Below are 16,226 nucleotides of genomic sequence, written 5' to 3'. Positions count from 1 at the left end.
TCTATAACAAATCGATGGATTTATTGTTCTGGCCCTAGTGGCGGGCAGTTTTGGCATGCCATTGTGGTGACTCCACCAGTCTTCGCCAAGCGCTCCACAGGGTCTTGGACACTCCCATGCGGCGGGCAGAGCAGCCCCTTCGGAGCTTGACGGCGTCATCACGAAAGGCATCATCATGCGCCCTGCGTTCCGCGCCCCCGTCGTCTCTGTCCTTGCTGCCGCCGCCGCCTTCGCCCTGGCCGGCTGCGGGGCCGTGGTGTCGGCGGCCCCGTCGTCATCGTCCGCGGCTGCTTCCGCGACGGCGCCGGCATCACCGAGCCCTTCAGGCTCCACCGCTGCCGGCGACGGTGCCGGCGGTGCAGCGACGCCGGGAACCACGCCGTCGTCCGCTCCTGCGCCTGCCGAGCTGAAGACGTACACGTTCCCGAACGGCCACGTGTCCTTTAAATACCCGGGCGACTGGAAGGTTGAGCTGTTCACGGGCGGGGGGTCACCGTCAGAGTCCGCCACGGCGACGGTCGTCGACGCGAGCGGCACCGAGCAGGCCACCGTGTACTCCGGCCGGATCGCCGACGGCGTCTCCCACCCGGTGACCCGCACCGTCTTCGAGTCCGCTCCGGTACCGGGACTTGCGGCACAGCCCGCGCCGGCGGCCCACTATGGGTTCTACGTGGACCGGATGGACAGCAACGCGACCTACCGGATGCACCTGGCAGCAGGGGCTCCCAAGTCAGGGCAGGGGAACGCGCTCGACGGGCTCATCCGGGCCGGGGACGGTGTCATCCTGGCCGACGTGAAGTTCATCGAAAAGCCGTTCGCCAATGACGCCGCCGCCAAGTCCTGGCTGGCAGGCGCCGAAGGGCAGGCCCTCAAGGCCCTGCTGCTGAGCATCTCCTACACGTAACCCGAGCTTTCCGCAGGTTGAGCTGGGGCCACGACCGCCGGGTTCCCTGGCCGTGGAGCCGATCCGGCGAGGGCCCCGGCCCGAGCTTGCGAGGGCAGGGAGCCGGAATGGCCTTGCGAGGTCAGGGGGCGGTTGGGGAGTGTGCGGCCGTGCAGGCGTCGATCGGCGCCTGCACGATCCCGCCGTAGTAGGCCACCAGCTCGTCAAAGTCCCAGCCGTCGAAGAGTCCCAGGGTCCGCACGGTTTCGCCGAAGCCGGTCATCAGCGCGGTGACAGTCGACGCATAGCGGCGGTCCGGCGTCCCATCCCCGATCAGCCGTGCGATGCTGCCCACGTAGCGTTCGCGCAGCTCGTTCCGCGCCGCTTCGGGATCCGGGGCATCGTGAACATTGATCGGAATAATGGCCCACGGCTCGTGCATGCCGCGTTCCCGGCGCATCAGCACTCGGAAGACCAGGGCGCCGCCGAGCTCGGAGGCCGGGACGGAAAGTTCGGTGAGCAGCGACTCGTCCGGCTGCACCGCTGCGAACAGCTTGGCCTTGGAGATAAACAGTTTCATCACCAGGGCCGCCGAAACCCCGGCCTCAGCGGCGATGTCCCTGACCGTCACGGCCCGGTAGCCGCGTTCGCCGAACAGCCGGCCCGCCGCGGTGAGGATGGACTCCTGGCTGGGGCTGCTCATGCGCGCACCGGCTCCCCGCCCGTCCGTTCCCCAAGAGGGGCGGCTGAAAGGTCCACGGTCACGGACCGGTTGTCGACGGCGAGCTTCCGCGCCACGGCTTGATGAGTCACGGGATGAAGCATAGCCACTATGTAGCGTCCGGCGGCGGGCAGCGGAAGTGTGTACACGCCGTCGTCGTCCGTCCTTGCGGTGTCCACGTGCTCCCCGGTGGCGTGCAGCAGCGTGACCACGGCGCCGGTCACGGGCTCGCGGCCGATGGCCGCCCGGCCCCTGATCTCCAGCCGCTGCTGCAGGAGGAAGTTCTGCTTCAGCGTGCGCCCGTCGAAATCAAAGACCTCCGCCATCGGCGCCCAGCCCGCCGCGTTGGCCACCACGAGGTACTTCCCGGCCCCAGGCAGCGCCACCGAATAGTTGCCGTCGGTGTCCACGCGGCTCCAGTCCACCGGTTCGCCCCCGGTCTGGAGGACGGTGACGACGGCGGGAGTAAGCGGGCGGTGGTCGGGTGCCAGGACGCGGCCCTGCACCACGAGCTCCGCTGCCGCCGGCGCGGCCGGGCGGTGCGTGGTGACGCGGGGAATGAAGATGGCGGCGAGGACAGAGGCGGCGGACGCCAGGGCGGCCATCCAGAACACGTCCCTGAAAGCATCGAACGACGGCAGCCGGGCGGCGCCGAGCGGAATGGTGACCGAGGTCAGCACTGCGGCGACGGCGGCGCTGGAGGTCGACGTGCCGATGGAGCGGACCAGGCTGTTGAGGCCGTTGGCGGAGGCGGTCTCCGTGATCGGGACGGCACCCATGATCAGTGTTGGCATCGCGGCATAGGCGATAGCCGTGCCGACGCTCACCACGGTGGAACCAATGATCACCCAGGTGATGGAGTCGTAGAAGAAGACCCGGCCCACATACCCGACGATCATCACTCCGGCGCCGGCCAACAGGGCGGACTTTCCGCCGAAGCGCCGGATGATGCCGCCGGACACCGGGGCGAACACCACCATGGCCAGTCCGGACGGCACCATGCAGAGGCCGGCCGTGATGACGTTCAGTTCGAAGCCGTAACCTGTGGCAGCGGGGAGCTGGAGCTGCTGGGTGGTCAGGAGCATGTTGGCGAACATCGCGAAACCGATCAGCAGTGACGCGAGGTTGGTCATCAGCACAGGCCTCCGCGCCGTGGTGCGAAGATCCACCATGGGCTGGCCCACCCTGAGCTCGTAGGGAATCCAGACGGCCAGCAGCAGCGCCGCCGCGAGGAACAGCAGCAGCACGGGTTCCGAGCCCCAGCCCCAGGTGCCGCCCTTGGAGATGGCCAGGAGCAATGATCCCAGCGCGGCGGAGAGCACCAGCGCGCCCGCATAGTCGAAGCGGCCGGGAGTGCGCACCCTGGACTCCGGAACCACGAGCACAACCGCCAGTAGCAGCAGTACGCCGGCGGCCGCGGAGACCCAGAAAATGGACGTCCAGCCGAGGCTTTCATAGAGGAGGCCGGCGAGCGGCAGGCCCATGGCGCTGCCGATGCCCAGGGTGGCGCTCATGAGTGCCACCGCGGAGCCCATCTTTTCCTTCGGCAGTTCATCGCGCATGATGCTGATGCCCACCGGGATCAGTGATGCGGAGAACCCTTGCAGCGCCCGTCCGATGATCAGCCACAGGAAGGTTCCGCCCAGGGCAGCCATGACCGAACCGGCCACCATGATGGCCAGGCAGATGACCATCATCTTCCGCTTGCCGTACATGTCGGCGCTGCGGGACACGATCGGCGTGGCGACGGCGCTGGCGAGGAGCGTGGCCGTCACCAGCCAGGATGCGTCGTCAGGCGTGACGGAAAGGATCCGCGGAAAGTCGGGCAGCAGCGGCACCACCAGGGTCTGCATGAGTGCCACCAGCGTGCCGCTGAGCGCCAGGACCGTGGTGATGGCGGACGCGCTGCGGGTTGGCTTCGGGGCAGGGGGTGCTGTCATGTGCTGCAGACCTTTGTGGGCTAGGGGTGCCCGTCTTGGGGTGAACGGGCGTTTACTCCCTTTGAGTGAACCATTGTTCACCCCAGGCTGGCAAGGCCGTTTGCAGTAACTTTGGGCACGCGGGGCAATTACGTGATGCAAACCTTTCGTAATCTTCAAAAGGATAGGCTAGCCTTACTTAGGTTCGCTTCATTCACCTAAGGAGTTCCGTGACTTCCCCCCTCTTCCGCGGCCGGTCGGCCGTTTCCCGCGGTGCTGCTGCCGCTGGCACCACGCGCCGCTCGCTGCTCAAAACCGCCGGCAAGGCCACCGCCGTTCTCGCCGCCGCGGCGCTTTCCCTGACCGCGTGCTCCACGGGGCCGGCCGCTTCCTCCGCTTCGGAAGCCAGCGCCACTTCATCCGCGAGTGCGCAGTTCCCCGTGACCATCAAGCACGTCTTTGGTGAAACCACCATCAAGGCGCAGCCCAAGCGCGTCGTCACGGTCTCCTGGGTCAACGACGACGTTGCCATTGCGCTGGGCGTGGTTCCGGTGGGCGTACCCAAGAATGAGTGGGGCGGCAATGACAAGGGCTCCACGCCGTGGAAGGACGCCGCGCTGGAGAAGCTCGGCGCGGGCTTCGGGTCGGACAAGGCGCCGGTCCAGTTCTCCGAGGCGGACGGAATCAACTTCACTGAAATCGCCAAGCTCAACCCTGACGTCATTTTGGGTGCCTACTCCGGCCTGACGGAAGAGGACTACAAGAAGCTCACGGAAATTGCGCCCGTGGTTGCGCACCCCGAGCTGGCCTACGGCACGTCCTGGCAGGACTCCACGAGCATCATCGGCAAGGCGCTGGGCAAGGAAGCCGAAGCCACGAAACTGATCGCCGACACCGAGGCCACCGTCAAGGACAAGGTCTCCGCCTACCCGCAGCTCGCTGGCAAGAGCTTCATCTACGGAAACCTCGAGCCGGCCAAGAGCGACGGCGTGAACGTCTACACCGCCAACGACAACCGCCCGCGCTTCCTCAGCGAGATCGGCATGAAGCTCGCCCCCGTGGTGGAGGAGAACTCGAAGGGCTCCAAGGAATTCTTCATCCCGTGGTCCGCAGAGAAGGCCAACGAGCTCAAGTCCGACATCTTCGTGACCTGGGTTCCGGACGCCAAGACCACCGAGACCATCAAGGCTGACCCGCTGCTGGGCCAGATCCCGGCCATCAAGAACGGCGCCATGGTCGCGGACTCGGACAACACGCTCACCCTGTCCATCTCGGCCTCCTCGCCGCTGAGCCTGCCGTGGTCGCTGGACACATTCCTGCCGCAGCTGGCCAGCGCAGCGGATAAGGCTACTGCCGCGGTCTGAGCCGCGGTCGAGTAGGCAACTTCCCATGACACCGAGCACGACGACGGCGCCCGCCACCCAGCGCGAACTGGCAGCTAACGACGCCAAACCCGGCGCCGAAGGGCGTTACCTGCCAGTTCGCGCCCAGTCGGGGCGCAGGGTCCCCGGCCCGCGCGCCGCCTGGCTGCTGGCCGCCGTCGTCGTGCTCGTTGTTGTCTGCGGCGCCTCGCTGGCCGTGGGCGCCCGGGGCCTGTCCCTCGAAACGGTGTGGCAGGCACTGACCCGGTTCAACCCGGCGGACGGCGACCATGCCGTGGTGCATGCCCGCATCCCGCGGACCGTCCTGGGCCTGCTCGCCGGTGCGGCGCTGGGCCTGGCCGGTGCCGCCATGCAGGGCGTGGCGCGCAACCCGCTGGCGGACCCGGGCATCATCGGCGTCAACGCCGGCGCCGCGCTGGCCGTGGTCACCGGAATCTACGTCTTCGGCATCTCCTCACTGACCGGCTACATCTGGTTCGCGTTCATCGGCGCGGCTGCTGCCGCCGTCGTCGTTTACCTCATTGCCTCCCTGGGCCGAGACGGTGCGACGCCGGTCAAGCTCGCCCTGGCGGGCGCCGCCCTGAGCGCCGGGCTGTTCTCACTGATGAACGTCATCCTGGTCTCCAGCCAGGACACCCTGGACCGTTTCCGCTTCTGGCAGGTGGGCGGCATTGCCGGCCGCGACTGGTCCGTGGTGCTGCCCGGGCTGCCGTTCCTCATCGCGGGGGCACTGATCGTGCTTCTGACTGGGCGGGTCCTCAACAGTCTCGCGCTGGGCGACGACGTCGCCCGCGGCCTGGGCCAGAACGTCGGCCTGGCCCGGGCCGTCACCGCGCTGGGCATCGTCCTGCTGTGCGGGTCGGCGACGGCGCTGGCCGGCCCCATCGGGTTCGTGGGCCTCGTGGTCCCGCACGCCGTCCGCTCCCTGACCGGCCCCGACTACCGCTGGATCCTGCCGTTCTCCGCCGTGCTCGCACCCGTGCTGCTGCTGGTGTCCGACATCGTGGGCCGGGTAGTCCTGCTACCCGGCGAGGTTCCGGCCGGCATCATGACCGCCCTGATCGGGGCGCCGGTCTTCGTCTGGCTGGTCCGCCGCGGCAAGGGGGCGGGCCTGTGACTCCGCACCACACCACCCCCGCGACTACAGAGAAGCGCGAACGGGCAGATAATGCCCCCAAAACCGCCGAAACACGGCATTATCTGCCCGTTCGCGCTTCGAACCGGCAACGTGACTGGCTCAACCGGTGCCTGCTGAACCGGACGGCGGCACTGGCCGCCGGCGTCGTGCTTCTCCTGGCCGCCAGCATCCTGCTGGGCAGCTACACCGTGACCATCCCCGACTTCTTCAAAATCCTCGCCGCCCACTTCACCGGCGGCGAGAAGATCCCGGGCGCCAGCTTCATCGTGATGGGAGCCAAGCTGCCGCGGGCGGTCATCGGCACGCTGATCGGGGTGGCCTTCGGGCTCTCGGGCGCGCTGTTCCAGACCATGCTCCGCAACCCGCTGGCCAGCCCGGACGTGATCGGCATCAGCTACGGCGCCAGCGCGGCCGCGGTGCTGGCCATCGTGGTGTTCGGCGCCTCCGGCGCCGCGGTGTCCGGTGCTGCGCTCGGCGGGGCGATGGCCGTGGCGGCGCTGATCTACGGCATTTCCCGCAGCGGATCCCTGGGCGGCGGCAGCCGAGGGAACGCCGCCGGCAGCCGCCTCATCCTCGCCGGCGTGGGCGTCGCCGCCGCGCTGCACGCCATGGTGAGCTTCCTCATGACCCGGGCGGACATCCGCACCGCCGCGGAGGCGCTGATCTGGATCAACGGCTCGCTCAACTCCGCCAGCTGGGACCGAGCGGGCGTGCTGGCCCTGACCCTGGTGGTCCTGGTCCCGGTCGCCGCACTGCTGGCCGGACCGCTGCGGATCCTCGAACTGGGGGACGACGCCGCCGCGGGACTCGGCATCCGCGTGGCCGCGACCCGGCTGGGCCTGGTGCTCACCGCCGTCGGGCTCGCCGCAGTGGCGACGGCTGCCGCCGGGCCCGTGGCGTTCGTCGCCTTTCTGGCCGGCCCCATTGCCCGCCGTTTCACCGGCAAAGCCAGCCTCCCGGCGTCGGCCCTGGTGGGCGCCCTGATCGTCCTGGCGGCGGACTATGCCGCCGCCAATATCGCTCCGCTGCTGCTGGACGGCACCGTCCTGCCGGTCGGCGTCGTCACCGGCGCCCTCGGGGCCCCATTCCTGCTGTGGCTCCTGGTCACGTCCAACCGAAAGGATGCCTGATGGCTGTTCTGCAAGCCCGGGACCTCACGCTGCAGTACGACCAGCGCCGGGTCGTGGAAAACCTCACGGCGGAGATCCCCGAGGGCAAGGTGACCATGATCGTGGGAGCCAACGCCTGCGGAAAATCCACGCTGCTGCGCGGCCTGTCCCGGCTCCTCAAGCCTGCCGGCGGCACGGTCACCCTCGACGGCAAAGACATCCACTCCCGCCCGGCGCGAGAGCTGGCACGGACGCTCGGCCTGCTGCCGCAGCATCCGACGGCGCCGGACGGCATCACCGTCCGTGACCTGGTGGGCCGCGGGCGGTACCCGCACCAGGGCTTCTTCCGCAGCTGGTCGGAGAAGGACGACGCCGCGGTGCAGCGTGCGCTGGTAGCCACCGAAACGCTGGAGCTCGCCGGGCGGAATGTCGACGAACTCTCCGGCGGACAGCGCCAGCGGGTGTGGATCGCCATGGCGCTCGCCCAGGAAACGGACGTGCTGCTGCTCGACGAGCCCACCACCTACCTGGACCTGGCACACCAGGTGGAAGTGCTGGACCTGGTCACCGACCTCAACCGGCAGCGCGGGACCACAGTGGCGATCGTTCTGCACGACCTCAACCTCGCCGCGCGGTACGCCGACCATGTCATCGCCCTGAAGGCCGGGCAGATCGTGGCCGAGGGCGCATCGTCCGGCGTGATTACCGAGGAACTGGTCCGGAACGTCTTCGGGCTGGAATCCCGGGTGGTGCCGGATCCGGTGTCCGGCACCCCGCTGATCATCCCCCTCGGCAGGCACCACGCCGACCCAAAAGTTCAGACCACGACCCTTTCGACGACGACCCTGGAGATGGCCTCATGAGCGCAGTACAGACTAGTGCAGTACAAAACAGCCCTGCCCGCACCTCCACCGCGGACCGTCCAGGCCTCGCCACCGAGCCAATGACCCTGGCGTTTGATGTCACCGTCTCGGCAGCGCAGGAGCTCAGCCCAAATTTCCGGCGCGTGACGTTCGGCGGCTATTCGCTCCGCGACTTCGGTGTCCACGGCGACAGCCTGGACCTTCGCGTCAAACTCATGATTCCTTCGCTGGCGCCGGACCGCAGCCGGCTTCCGCTGCCGAAGTTCCGGATGGAGGAGAGTGGCTGGTACCAGGAGTGGCTGGCCATGGATGCGGCCACCCGCGGCTCCATGCGCACCTACACCGTCCGGCAGGCCCGGCTGGACGCCGTGTACCCGGAGATCGACGTCGACTTCGTGATGCATTTCGACGCCGCCGGCCACGGCGGTCCCGCGGCGAACTGGGCGCGGACGGCCAGGCCGGGCGACGCCATCACCCTGATCGGACCGAACAACCGTGCGGCACACTGCGTCACCGCGGAAACGTACTCGGGCATCGAATGGCGGCCCGGCCTGGCCGGGCGTGTGCTCCTGGCCGGCGACGAGACGGCTGTCCCCGCGATCAGCGCCATTCTCGAAAGCCTGCCCGAGTACATGACCGGGCATGCGTTCCTGGAAGTACCGGCGGCCGGCGACTTCCTCGACCTGGAGACGGCGGCCGACGTCGAAATCACCTGGCTGGCACGCGGCGCCTCGATCGGCAGGTCCCGGCCGCACGGCGAACTCCTTCAGGAAGCCGTGCGGGCGGCGGTCCCCGTGCCGGGCTGGGTGGGCATCAAGTCCGCCGACGCCGCCGGCCCGGAGCCCGACGACGTGAACGTTGACCAGGAGATCCTGTGGGAAACCCCGGCCCGGCTCGGCGCCGCCGCGGTCGGTGCCACGAAGAACCCCGGCAAGCCCGCCGGCGCCCTGCCGTTCTACGCGTGGATCGCCGGGGAAGCCGGCGTCATCAAGGACATGCGGCGCTACCTCGTCCGCGACGTCGGGATCGACCGCAAGCAGGTGGCCTTCATGGGGTACTGGCGTCAGGGCAAGGCCGAACTCTGACCCTGGCGCTCTGGCTGGTGTTCATCTGCGGTTTCCCTGTGCGTTGCTCAACGTGTGTACCTTGTCCGGGTGGGTGACTCTCCTTTGCATCCGGACCGGGGCAGGCGGCGGCTGTTCGTTGCCTTGGGGGACTCGTTCACCGAGGGTGTGGGCGACCGGAGTTCCAGGCTGCCGAACGGGGTGCGTGGCTGGGCTGACCGTGTGGCGGAGAAGCTGGCCAAGGCAGAACCCGGCTGGCATTACGCCAACCTGGCGATCAGGAGCAAGCGGCTGCGGCACATCGTGGATGAGCAGTTGGAGCAGGCAATCGCCATGGAGCCCACACTCGTCACCCTCTATGCCGGCGGCAACGACATCCTGGACTTCGGCACGGACATGGACCAGCTCCTGGCCCAGTACGAGGAACTGGTGGCCCGGCTGGCGGCCACCGGCGCCACGCTGGTCCTGTTCACGGGGTTCGACGTCAAGGTGTCCGCGGTGCTCGAACCGCTCAAGAAGAGGAACACCCTGTACAACCGGCGGGTCCGGGAGGTCGCCGCCAGATACGGGGCTGTACTCGTGGACTACTGGTGTTTCGAGGCTTTCCACGACCGCAGGATGTGGGACACCGACCGGCTGCACATGTCCAAGGCCGGCCACAAGTACCTCGCGGCCCAGGTGCTGGACCACCTGGGTGTGCCGCACAAGATCAGCCTCAAGGAATGGGAGCCGCCGGGCAGGATGACCCTCCGCGACTGGGAGCGCCGGCAGCGGCGCTGGCTGAATGACTGGGTGCTGCCGCTGTTCGGCCGGAAGCTCCGTGGCATCACGCTGGGCGACAACCTGAGGCCCCGGTGGCCGCAGCCGGTCAAGGTTCCGCGAAAAGGCGGCCTGAGAAAGCTGATGGAGCCGGACAGTCGCGGACGCGCAGGCTAGTCCAGCAGGTTCTCGAACCCCGGCGCGGTGCGGTTTGCTGCGAATTCCACGACCTCGAAGTCGGCGACGCCGTGAACGTTGAACGGGTCCTGGGCCAAGGACCCGTCGAGTGTCGGACGGTCGGCCCTGGAGAGCAGCACGCCTCCGGTACGCGGAACCTTGCGGCCGGCGGCGATGAAGACGCCTTCGTCAAAGGCATCCTTCAGCCAGTCCACGTGGGCATCCAGGTGCTGGTCCACGATCTCCTGGGCAACTTTGTAGGTCAGGGAAACTACGTACATGACGGCCAGCCTACCGCCAGGGCCCTGGCCGCCCGGCGACTCGCCGCCAACAGAACCGGCCTTGAACCGTCAAGCGTCTGTTCTCCTAGGATGGAGTAATGACCGAACCGCGCTGGCTCAACGCCAATGAACGCCGGGCATGGCTTGCCCTGCTGAGCATCAACACCATGCTGCCCGCGTCGCTTGATACCCAGCTGCATGCTGCCGGAAAGGTGTCGCTGTTCGACTACAACGTGCTGGCGATGCTCTCCGAGGCCGAGGGGCGCTTCCTGCCGATGAGCGAGTTGGCGGCGCGGACCAGCGCCTCCCTCTCGCGGCTGTCCCATGTGGTGACCAAACTCCAGAACCGCGGCTGGGTGGAACGCCGGCCGCATCCCGGCGACGCACGCGTCACTACCGCGCACCTCACCGAGCAGGGCATCGCCACCATTGTGGAACTGGCGCCGGGCCACGTCGAATCCGTGCGCTCGCTGTTCCTCGACGCCCTGACTGAGCCTGATGTAGCGGATCTCGCACGCATCGGCGAAAAGATTGTCGCCCGTTTGGACAGCAATCACTGGATTCTCCGCGAGCGGCAGCAGTAGCAGTAGCAGTACCCAGCCGGTCGGAGGCAGCAGCTCCCGGCGAGCCGGACAGCACGGGCCCGTCTTGGTTGCTCCCGGCAACGGGTGGCAGACTTGCTCCCATGGATTTCACGGCCCGGTACGTTGCCCTTGGAGATTCCTTCACGGAGGGCGTCGGCGACGACGACCCCGCGCGGCCCAACGGGCTCCGCGGCTGGGCTGACCGGGTGGCGGAGCAACTTGCCGTGGCCGACCCCGGCTTCGGGTACGCGAATCTTGCCATCCGCGGCCGCAAGCTGCGGCAGATCCTGGCCGAGCAGGTGGACGCCGCCATCGCGCTCAACCCCACGCTGGTGACCCTCTACGCCGGCGCCAACGACATTCTCCGGCCCAAGGTCGACATCGACGACCTGCTCGCGGATTACGAAAAAGCCGTCGGGAAGCTCGCGGCCACGGGCGCCACCGTGGTGCTGTTCACGGGCTTCGATGCGCGGGGCTCGAAGGTCTTCGGCACCATGCGGGGGCGCACGGCCATCTACAACGAACTCGTGCGCGGCATCGCCGGGGACCATGGCGCCCTGCTGGTGGACTACTGGCGCTTCAACGAGTACTACGACTGGGGCATGTGGGCCAAGGACCGGATGCACATGTCCGCCGCCGGGCACGCGAACATGGCCAAACGCGTCCTGACGGTCCTCGAACATGAGCACTCCATCGAGGTTCCGCCCATGACCCCCGTCCCGGAGCTCAGCAAGGCGGAGGCGCTGAGGGCCAACGCCCGCTGGGTCCGGGAGTTCGCCGCACCGTGGGTGGTCCGGCGGGTCACCGGCAGGTCCTCCGGCGACAACCTCCAGCCCAGGTACGCCCAGCTCACCCGGCTCTAACTACCGCCGGAACCCGCCGGTCGCCAGGAGCTCGCCATTTGCGCTGACGGCCAGCGCCTCGATGTCCCACATGGCGGTGGCGCGGTTGAGCATGGGCACCCCGCCTGCCACGATCGCGGTAGCCAGCACATCGGCGGTGACCACGTCCGCTGCGGCGACGGAAACCTGCCGGAATTCCGCGGCCCCGGCCGCGACACTCCATATGTGGTCCCCACGCTCAGCGGAACCGGAGGTGGCCAGCGCCGCCCGGGTCCCGCCGTCGGCCACCATTCCGTCCGGCGGGGCCGAACCCAGCGCCGCCCCGCCCAGCGGGAATCCGGCGAGCAGGGTCCTCCTGTCCGCCGGGTCAACGATCCCCGCCCGCCACGGCACATCCGTGTCGGGGTTGGGGGAGCCGCTGACCAGCACGTCCCCGCCGGCGTTTAGGCACCAGTTGGCCATGCCGAGCGCCAGCAGCGACATGCCGGCTTCCCTGATGGCGTGGCCCTTGACGATTCCGGAGAGATCCAGCGCCCCATCCGGACGTTCCGGCGTGAAGGCTCCCTCCGTGAGGAGCCGCCACTCGGCCGCCTCCTCATACCGCGCCCGCATCTCGGCCGACGCCTCCGGCAGCGTCAGTTCGCCGCGCACCAACCGGCTCGCCTCCGAATCGGGGCGGTAGAGGCTGAAGATGCTGTCCAGTTCCGTGAACAGGCGTTCGACGACGGCGGTTGCCGCCTCCAGCTCATCGGCCGCCGCTTGGGGTGCTTTGTGCGCGTCCGTCGGGACAGCCAGGCTGGTGACAGTTCCCATGCAGGTGAAGGTCCGGGCGCGGAGCCGGTGCGCGGTCTCAGAGGTTGGCTGCATCGAGGGCCGCCTGGAGGGAGGTGAGGTAGGCGTCGCTGGTCACGGTGGCCCCACCTACGGTCTGCACGTCGGCGGACTGTGCCTGAAGCACCTCATCGCGAAGAACCGGGGCGGCATAGTTGCTGATCTGCGCGGACCGGCCCTCGGCGTCGGTGAGTTTCAGGGCCGTGACGTCGGTGATCTCCCCGGCCTTCACGGTGATCTGGACCTGCACGGTGCCGAAGCGGGTCTGGACCACATCGCCGTCGTACGTGCCGCCGGCCTTGGCCGCCGCACCGGCGGCTCCGGATGCGCCGGCCGTTCCCGAACTGCCGGTCGTCCCGGACGACGCCGCGGATTCCGACGACGCTGCGCCGCTGGTGCCCGTGGTTCCCGTCCCCGACGCCTGGTTTCCCGCTGCCGCGGCCGCAACCGCGCTGCGGGTATCGGCCACATGGACACCTGATTGCCAGCCGACCAGGAGGATGCCGGCCGAAGCCAAGGCGGCTGAAACTGCTGCTCTGATTCTCACCAGTCAAACCTTTCGTGATGGAGCTGATCTTCATGGACGCCGCCGGCGCGGGCGGCGTTCAGGACGTTGCCTGCCCACCGCGAGGGACCGCATACATAGACGTCGGCGGAAGCGATTTCCGGGACGTAGTCCGCCAGGGCATACCCCGCCCGGTGTTCGGCGGCCGGAAGCCAGCTGTCAGGTGAGCCGGGGTCCCGTCCGCCGGTCAGGTGGAACAGGGTGGCGCCGCGCAGCCGGCACAGTTCGAGGATTTCCTCGCCCAGGTAGAGCTCCTTGTTGCTGTGCCCGCGGAGCAGGACCGTGGCCTGGCCGGGGGCGAAAGGCGTGGTCTCCAGGAGGGCCCGCAACGGCGTAATACCGATGCCTGCGCCGATCATGACCACCTGGTCCTTGCTGCGTGCGGCGGAGCTGAAGAGTCCGTAGGGCCCTTCGACCGCGACCTTCGTTCCGCGCCGCAGCCTCAGTAGTTGCGCGGAGCCCCGGCCCAGATCACGAACCGTGATCCGCAATCTCCCGTGGCCATCAGGTCCTGTCCGCACCGGCTCCGCAGACAGGCTGAACGGATGCGGATGCCACCACAGGCCCGGGGCGAGGAAGCGCCAGATGAAGAACCGCCCGCCGTTTCCGGCCAGCGAGCCGAGCTGCAGGCCGCTCATTTCGATGTTGACCACCCCGGGGGCCACGGAGGTGACGCGCTCAACCGTGAGCTGGTGCCTGAAGGTTGCCCGTACCGGCTGGATGATCCGGTAGTACAGCAGGGTAGCTCCGGTGGCGATGCAGATCGCGAGCCAGTACCAGCGCTGCCCGGTGCCGACGGCGAACAGGCCGCCCACGCTGAACTGGTGCGGCAGCGAGGTGAGCACGGCAGCATAGGTGAGCAGGTGCACGGCGTACCAGAATTCGTAGGGAAACCGCCGGCGGACCGCCACGAGGGACGTGACAACAATCGCAATGAAGAGGGCCAGGGAGATGAAGGCGAGCCACATATCGGGCACGAGCACCCAGAGCGCCACGGCTTCGCTGACCGGGTCGAGGCCTTCGGCCATGCCGTAGCCCACCGCGATGAGGAGCCCGTGGGCCAGCAGCAGGTACAGCGAGGGTTTCCCCAGCTTCCGGTGAAACTCCAGCGCCCGGTCATGCCCCACCGCGCCGTCAATGAACGGAATCCTCGCAGCCAGCAGCAGCATCAGCAGCACCAGGTCCATTCCGGCAAGGCCGGCAACTATGCCTAGCGCCGTGACCATGCCCGCCGGCGACGAAACTGCCGTCAGGCCGCCGTCGGCAAGCCAGAGCGCCACCGAAGCGGCCAACGAGGACCAGGCAGTCACCGTCAGGACATCGGCGCGGAGTAGCCTGCGCCGGTGCTGGCCGGCGAAACGGCCGGCCTCCCGAACCGGAGCAGGCCCATGGGCCGGGCGCATCGGAGTGCCGGTCCCGGGGGAGGGCAGGAGCTGTGTGTTCATGGCTCAAGATTCCGCCCCCATCCTTTGCCTTTGCTGTGAAGAGCCTTCTTTCCGCATATGTCTTGGAAGAAGGCCCCCTCGACGCCGGGCGCTCTATGCACTTCGCCCCCGGATTGGTCTTTAATTCGGGTGTCTCGTAGACTTGGTTGGCGCTAGGTGGCGCGGAGCGTGTGCAATTGCTCCGGTTTGCGGTGGCTGTTGGAGTATTCACAGTCCTGGAGGCCGGTAGTTAGGGGCTCAAGTTGCGTGCATTCCTGTATTCGCCCAGTATCCCGGCACTTCGCAGTGGCTTCCATTGCCAGGTGTTAGTGCCTCATCGTATTCCGCCGCAGTAAACCCGGTTCGCCGGTGTTGAAACGTGCGGACGCGTAAGGCTGTATGCGGACGCCGCCTGCCGCACGGTGAAGCAGAACTCTGCCAGCCGTTTCATTCATTTTCAGAGGAGAGTCGTCATGGCAGCACACTGCCAGGTGACCGGAGCCGAGCCGGGCTTTGGACACAGCATTTCGCACTCGCACCGCCGCAACAAGCGTCGGTTCGACCCGAACATTCAGAAGAAGCGCTACTGGGTTCCGTCCCTGCGCCGTAATGTCACTCTGCAGCTTTCTGCAAAGGGCATCAAGACCATCGACGTACGCGGCATCGACGTTGTCGTCGCCGACATCCTGGCACGAGGAGTGAAGCTCTAGTGGCAAAGGACAAGGACGTACGTCCGATCATCAAGCTCAAGTCGACCGCGGGCACGGGTTACACCTACGTAACCCGTAAGAACCGTCGTAACGATCCGGACCGTCTGGTCCTGAAGAAGTACGACCCCAAGATCCGCCAGCACGTCGAATTCCGAGAGGAGCGCTAAACACATGGCTAAGAAGTCCAAGATTGCTCGCAACGAGCAGCGCAAGGTCATCGTTGAGCGTTACGCTGCAAAGCGCCTCGAGCTGAAGAAGACCCTGGTTGACCCGAACGCGACTGACGAAGCACGCGAAGCTGCACGCCTCGGCCTGCAGAAGCTGCCCCGCAACGCCTCCCCGATCCGTCTGCGTAACCGCGACATCATCGACGGCCGTCCGCGCGGTACCTTCCAGAAGTTCGGTATCTCCCGTGTTCGCTTCCGCGACATGGCTCACCGCGGTGAGCTCCCGGGCATCACCAAGTCTTCCTGGTAATTCAGCACCGCTGATTCCAGCTGCTTGAGGAGGGCCGGCAACCACATGGTTGCCGGCCCTCCTTTGCTTTAACCGCGCACGTTTGCGGTAACGGCTGGGTGTAGGTGACGCACCGCACAGAGGGGAATTACGACGGCGGAGGCTCACCAGGGTGCCTTCGCGCACCGTTTCACCGCGGAAACGCAGGGATCCCATGCTCTCGCGAGGACGGTTTGCGGTGGGGCGGCAGCGGGTGTATTGTTTTCTAAGTCGCCGCGAGGGAGACAGCGAAGAGCTGGTAACCGCGGGCGGCCAAATCCCCGAAATCAAGACCATGATCTGGTGACTTTTAGGTTGCTTGGGTGTGGTGGGGCTGGTTTTCCTGCCGATGTGGATCCTGAAACATGGGTTTGCGTCGGGGAGTGAAACCGGGTAAGTTTGAAAAGTTGCTCCGGAGCGATCCTGAACGTTGGTTTGGGTGGTGCCGGGTGTGTCTGTTGTTTGAGAACTCAATAGTG

General features: G+C 67.4%; 18 protein-coding genes. 12 read left to right on the top strand and 6 right to left on the bottom strand.

Features of this window, described 5'->3' with window-relative positions:
* The first annotated feature begins 175 nt into the window (after positions 1 to 175).
* Positions 176 to 904, top strand: coding sequence for a hypothetical protein (locus tag DBZ45_RS10100; protein WP_111903777.1), 729 nt, complete (start codon positions 176 to 178; stop codon positions 902 to 904).
* 121 nt (positions 905 to 1,025) lie between these two features.
* Here the strand turns inward: DBZ45_RS10100 and DBZ45_RS10095 are convergent, their stop codons facing one another.
* Positions 1,026 to 1,586 (bottom strand): TetR/AcrR family transcriptional regulator, encoded by a 561-nt coding sequence (locus DBZ45_RS10095; RefSeq protein ID WP_111903776.1) that lies wholly within the window; start codon positions 1,584 to 1,586, stop codon positions 1,026 to 1,028.
* A complete protein-coding gene (locus DBZ45_RS10090; RefSeq protein ID WP_111903775.1) occupies positions 1,583 to 3,544 on the bottom strand; it encodes an MFS transporter in 1,962 nt (653 codons plus the stop codon). The genes DBZ45_RS10095 and DBZ45_RS10090 overlap by 4 nt, the downstream gene beginning before the upstream one ends.
* A 209-nt stretch (positions 3,545 to 3,753) precedes the next feature.
* Here DBZ45_RS10090 and DBZ45_RS10085 point away from each other — a divergent pair, with 209 nt between their 5' ends.
* From DBZ45_RS10085 to DBZ45_RS10060, 6 genes are all read left to right on the top strand, one after another.
* Positions 3,754 to 4,887, top strand: a complete 1,134-nt coding sequence (locus DBZ45_RS10085) for an iron-siderophore ABC transporter substrate-binding protein (protein ID WP_223257005.1) — start codon at positions 3,754 to 3,756, stop codon at positions 4,885 to 4,887.
* A gap of 25 nt (positions 4,888 to 4,912) precedes the next feature.
* Entirely contained in the window at positions 4,913 to 6,022 is a 1,110-nt protein-coding gene (locus tag DBZ45_RS10080; protein ID WP_111903774.1) for a FecCD family ABC transporter permease, read from the top strand.
* A gap of 131 nt (positions 6,023 to 6,153) precedes the next feature.
* The gene (locus DBZ45_RS10075) at positions 6,154 to 7,173 is read left to right on the top strand and encodes a FecCD family ABC transporter permease (RefSeq protein WP_111903808.1); all 1,020 of its coding nucleotides are present in this window, start codon (positions 6,154 to 6,156) and stop codon (positions 7,171 to 7,173) included.
* Positions 7,173 to 8,015 (top strand): ABC transporter ATP-binding protein, encoded by an 843-nt coding sequence (locus DBZ45_RS10070; protein ID WP_111903773.1) that lies wholly within the window; start codon positions 7,173 to 7,175, stop codon positions 8,013 to 8,015. The genes DBZ45_RS10075 and DBZ45_RS10070 overlap by 1 nt, the downstream gene beginning before the upstream one ends.
* A gap of 80 nt (positions 8,016 to 8,095) precedes the next feature.
* Positions 8,096 to 9,100 (top strand): siderophore-interacting protein, encoded by a 1,005-nt coding sequence (locus DBZ45_RS10065; RefSeq protein ID WP_111903772.1) that lies wholly within the window; start codon positions 8,096 to 8,098, stop codon positions 9,098 to 9,100.
* A 69-nt stretch (positions 9,101 to 9,169) separates the two neighbouring features.
* Entirely contained in the window at positions 9,170 to 10,015 is an 846-nt protein-coding gene (locus DBZ45_RS10060; RefSeq protein ID WP_111903807.1) for an SGNH/GDSL hydrolase family protein, read from the top strand.
* Here DBZ45_RS10060 and DBZ45_RS10055 read toward each other — a convergent pair.
* A complete protein-coding gene (locus DBZ45_RS10055; RefSeq protein ID WP_111903771.1) occupies positions 10,012 to 10,296 on the bottom strand; it encodes a YciI family protein in 285 nt (94 codons plus the stop codon). The two genes, DBZ45_RS10060 and DBZ45_RS10055, sit on opposite strands and share 4 nt — an antisense overlap.
* A 98-nt stretch (positions 10,297 to 10,394) precedes the next feature.
* On the opposite strand from DBZ45_RS10055, the gene DBZ45_RS10050 reads away from it, so the two are divergent.
* The gene (locus DBZ45_RS10050; protein ID WP_111903770.1) at positions 10,395 to 10,880 is read left to right on the top strand and encodes a MarR family winged helix-turn-helix transcriptional regulator; all 486 of its coding nucleotides are present in this window, start codon (positions 10,395 to 10,397) and stop codon (positions 10,878 to 10,880) included.
* 101 nt (positions 10,881 to 10,981) lie between these two features.
* Positions 10,982 to 11,743 carry an SGNH/GDSL hydrolase family protein gene (locus DBZ45_RS10045; RefSeq protein WP_111903769.1) on the top strand — a complete coding sequence of 254 codons (762 nt, stop codon included), beginning with the start codon at positions 10,982 to 10,984 and terminating at the stop codon, positions 11,741 to 11,743.
* On the opposite strand, the gene DBZ45_RS10040 is transcribed toward DBZ45_RS10045, so the two are convergent.
* From DBZ45_RS10040 to DBZ45_RS10030, 3 genes are read right to left on the bottom strand one after another with little or no spacing between them, the layout of a single operon-like run.
* On the bottom strand, positions 11,744 to 12,535 hold the full coding sequence (locus DBZ45_RS10040) for an FAD:protein FMN transferase (protein ID WP_111903806.1): 792 nt from the start codon (positions 12,533 to 12,535) through the stop codon (positions 11,744 to 11,746). It abuts the gene before it with no gap.
* A 37-nt stretch (positions 12,536 to 12,572) separates the two neighbouring features.
* Positions 12,573 to 13,100: an FMN-binding protein gene (locus tag DBZ45_RS10035; protein WP_190243078.1), complete on the bottom strand. Its 528-nt coding sequence runs from the start codon at positions 13,098 to 13,100 to the stop codon at positions 12,573 to 12,575.
* Positions 13,097 to 14,563, bottom strand: coding sequence for a ferredoxin reductase family protein (locus DBZ45_RS10030; protein ID WP_111903768.1), 1,467 nt, complete (start codon positions 14,561 to 14,563; stop codon positions 13,097 to 13,099). Before DBZ45_RS10030 ends, DBZ45_RS10035 begins: the two co-directional genes overlap by 4 nt.
* A 452-nt stretch (positions 14,564 to 15,015) precedes the next feature.
* On the opposite strand from DBZ45_RS10030, the gene rpmB reads away from it, so the two are divergent.
* The 3 genes from rpmB to rpsN are packed head-to-tail and all read left to right on the top strand — an operon-like array spanning position 15,016 to position 15,729.
* Entirely contained in the window at positions 15,016 to 15,252 is a 237-nt protein-coding gene (rpmB, locus tag DBZ45_RS10025) for a 50S ribosomal protein L28 (RefSeq protein ID WP_111903767.1), read from the top strand.
* Positions 15,252 to 15,419, top strand: a complete 168-nt coding sequence (rpmG, locus tag DBZ45_RS10020) for a 50S ribosomal protein L33 (protein WP_003798558.1) — start codon at positions 15,252 to 15,254, stop codon at positions 15,417 to 15,419. Before rpmB ends, rpmG begins: the two co-directional genes overlap by 1 nt.
* A gap of 4 nt (positions 15,420 to 15,423) precedes the next feature.
* The gene (gene rpsN, locus DBZ45_RS10015; RefSeq protein WP_003798555.1) at positions 15,424 to 15,729 is read left to right on the top strand and encodes a 30S ribosomal protein S14; all 306 of its coding nucleotides are present in this window, start codon (positions 15,424 to 15,426) and stop codon (positions 15,727 to 15,729) included.
* Positions 15,730 to 16,226: the final 497 nt, after the last annotated feature.

Origin of the sequence: Arthrobacter globiformis (genome assembly GCF_003261175.1) — a bacterium.
GTDB classification, from domain to species: domain Bacteria; phylum Actinomycetota; class Actinomycetes; order Actinomycetales; family Micrococcaceae; genus Arthrobacter; species Arthrobacter globiformis_A.
This window is presented reverse-complemented; position numbering and strand designations above follow the sequence as displayed.

Bases quoted from the DNA above. Each gene is read 5' to 3' on its own strand.
- DBZ45_RS10100 (WP_111903777.1), top strand. From the start codon at position 176: ATGCGCCCTGCGTTCCGCGCCCCCGTCGTCTCTGTCCTTGCTGCCGCC.
- DBZ45_RS10095 (WP_111903776.1), bottom strand. From the start codon at position 1,586: ATGAGCAGCCCCAGCCAGGAGTCCATCCTCACCGCGGCGGGCCGGCTG.
- DBZ45_RS10090 (WP_111903775.1), bottom strand. From the start codon at position 3,544: ATGACAGCACCCCCTGCCCCGAAGCCAACCCGCAGCGCGTCCGCCATC.
- DBZ45_RS10080 (WP_111903774.1), top strand. From the start codon at position 4,913: ATGACACCGAGCACGACGACGGCGCCCGCCACCCAGCGCGAACTGGCA.
- DBZ45_RS10070 (WP_111903773.1), top strand. From the start codon at position 7,173: ATGGCTGTTCTGCAAGCCCGGGACCTCACGCTGCAGTACGACCAGCGC.
- DBZ45_RS10065 (WP_111903772.1), top strand. From the start codon at position 8,096: ATGACCCTGGCGTTTGATGTCACCGTCTCGGCAGCGCAGGAGCTCAGC.
- DBZ45_RS10055 (WP_111903771.1), bottom strand. From the start codon at position 10,296: ATGTACGTAGTTTCCCTGACCTACAAAGTTGCCCAGGAGATCGTGGAC.
- DBZ45_RS10050 (WP_111903770.1), top strand. From the start codon at position 10,395: ATGACCGAACCGCGCTGGCTCAACGCCAATGAACGCCGGGCATGGCTT.
- DBZ45_RS10045 (WP_111903769.1), top strand. From the start codon at position 10,982: ATGGATTTCACGGCCCGGTACGTTGCCCTTGGAGATTCCTTCACGGAG.
- DBZ45_RS10040 (WP_111903806.1), bottom strand. From the start codon at position 12,535: ATGGGAACTGTCACCAGCCTGGCTGTCCCGACGGACGCGCACAAAGCA.
- DBZ45_RS10030 (WP_111903768.1), bottom strand. From the start codon at position 14,563: ATGAACACACAGCTCCTGCCCTCCCCCGGGACCGGCACTCCGATGCGC.
- rpmB (WP_111903767.1), top strand. From the start codon at position 15,016: ATGGCAGCACACTGCCAGGTGACCGGAGCCGAGCCGGGCTTTGGACAC.
- rpsN (WP_003798555.1), top strand. From the start codon at position 15,424: ATGGCTAAGAAGTCCAAGATTGCTCGCAACGAGCAGCGCAAGGTCATC.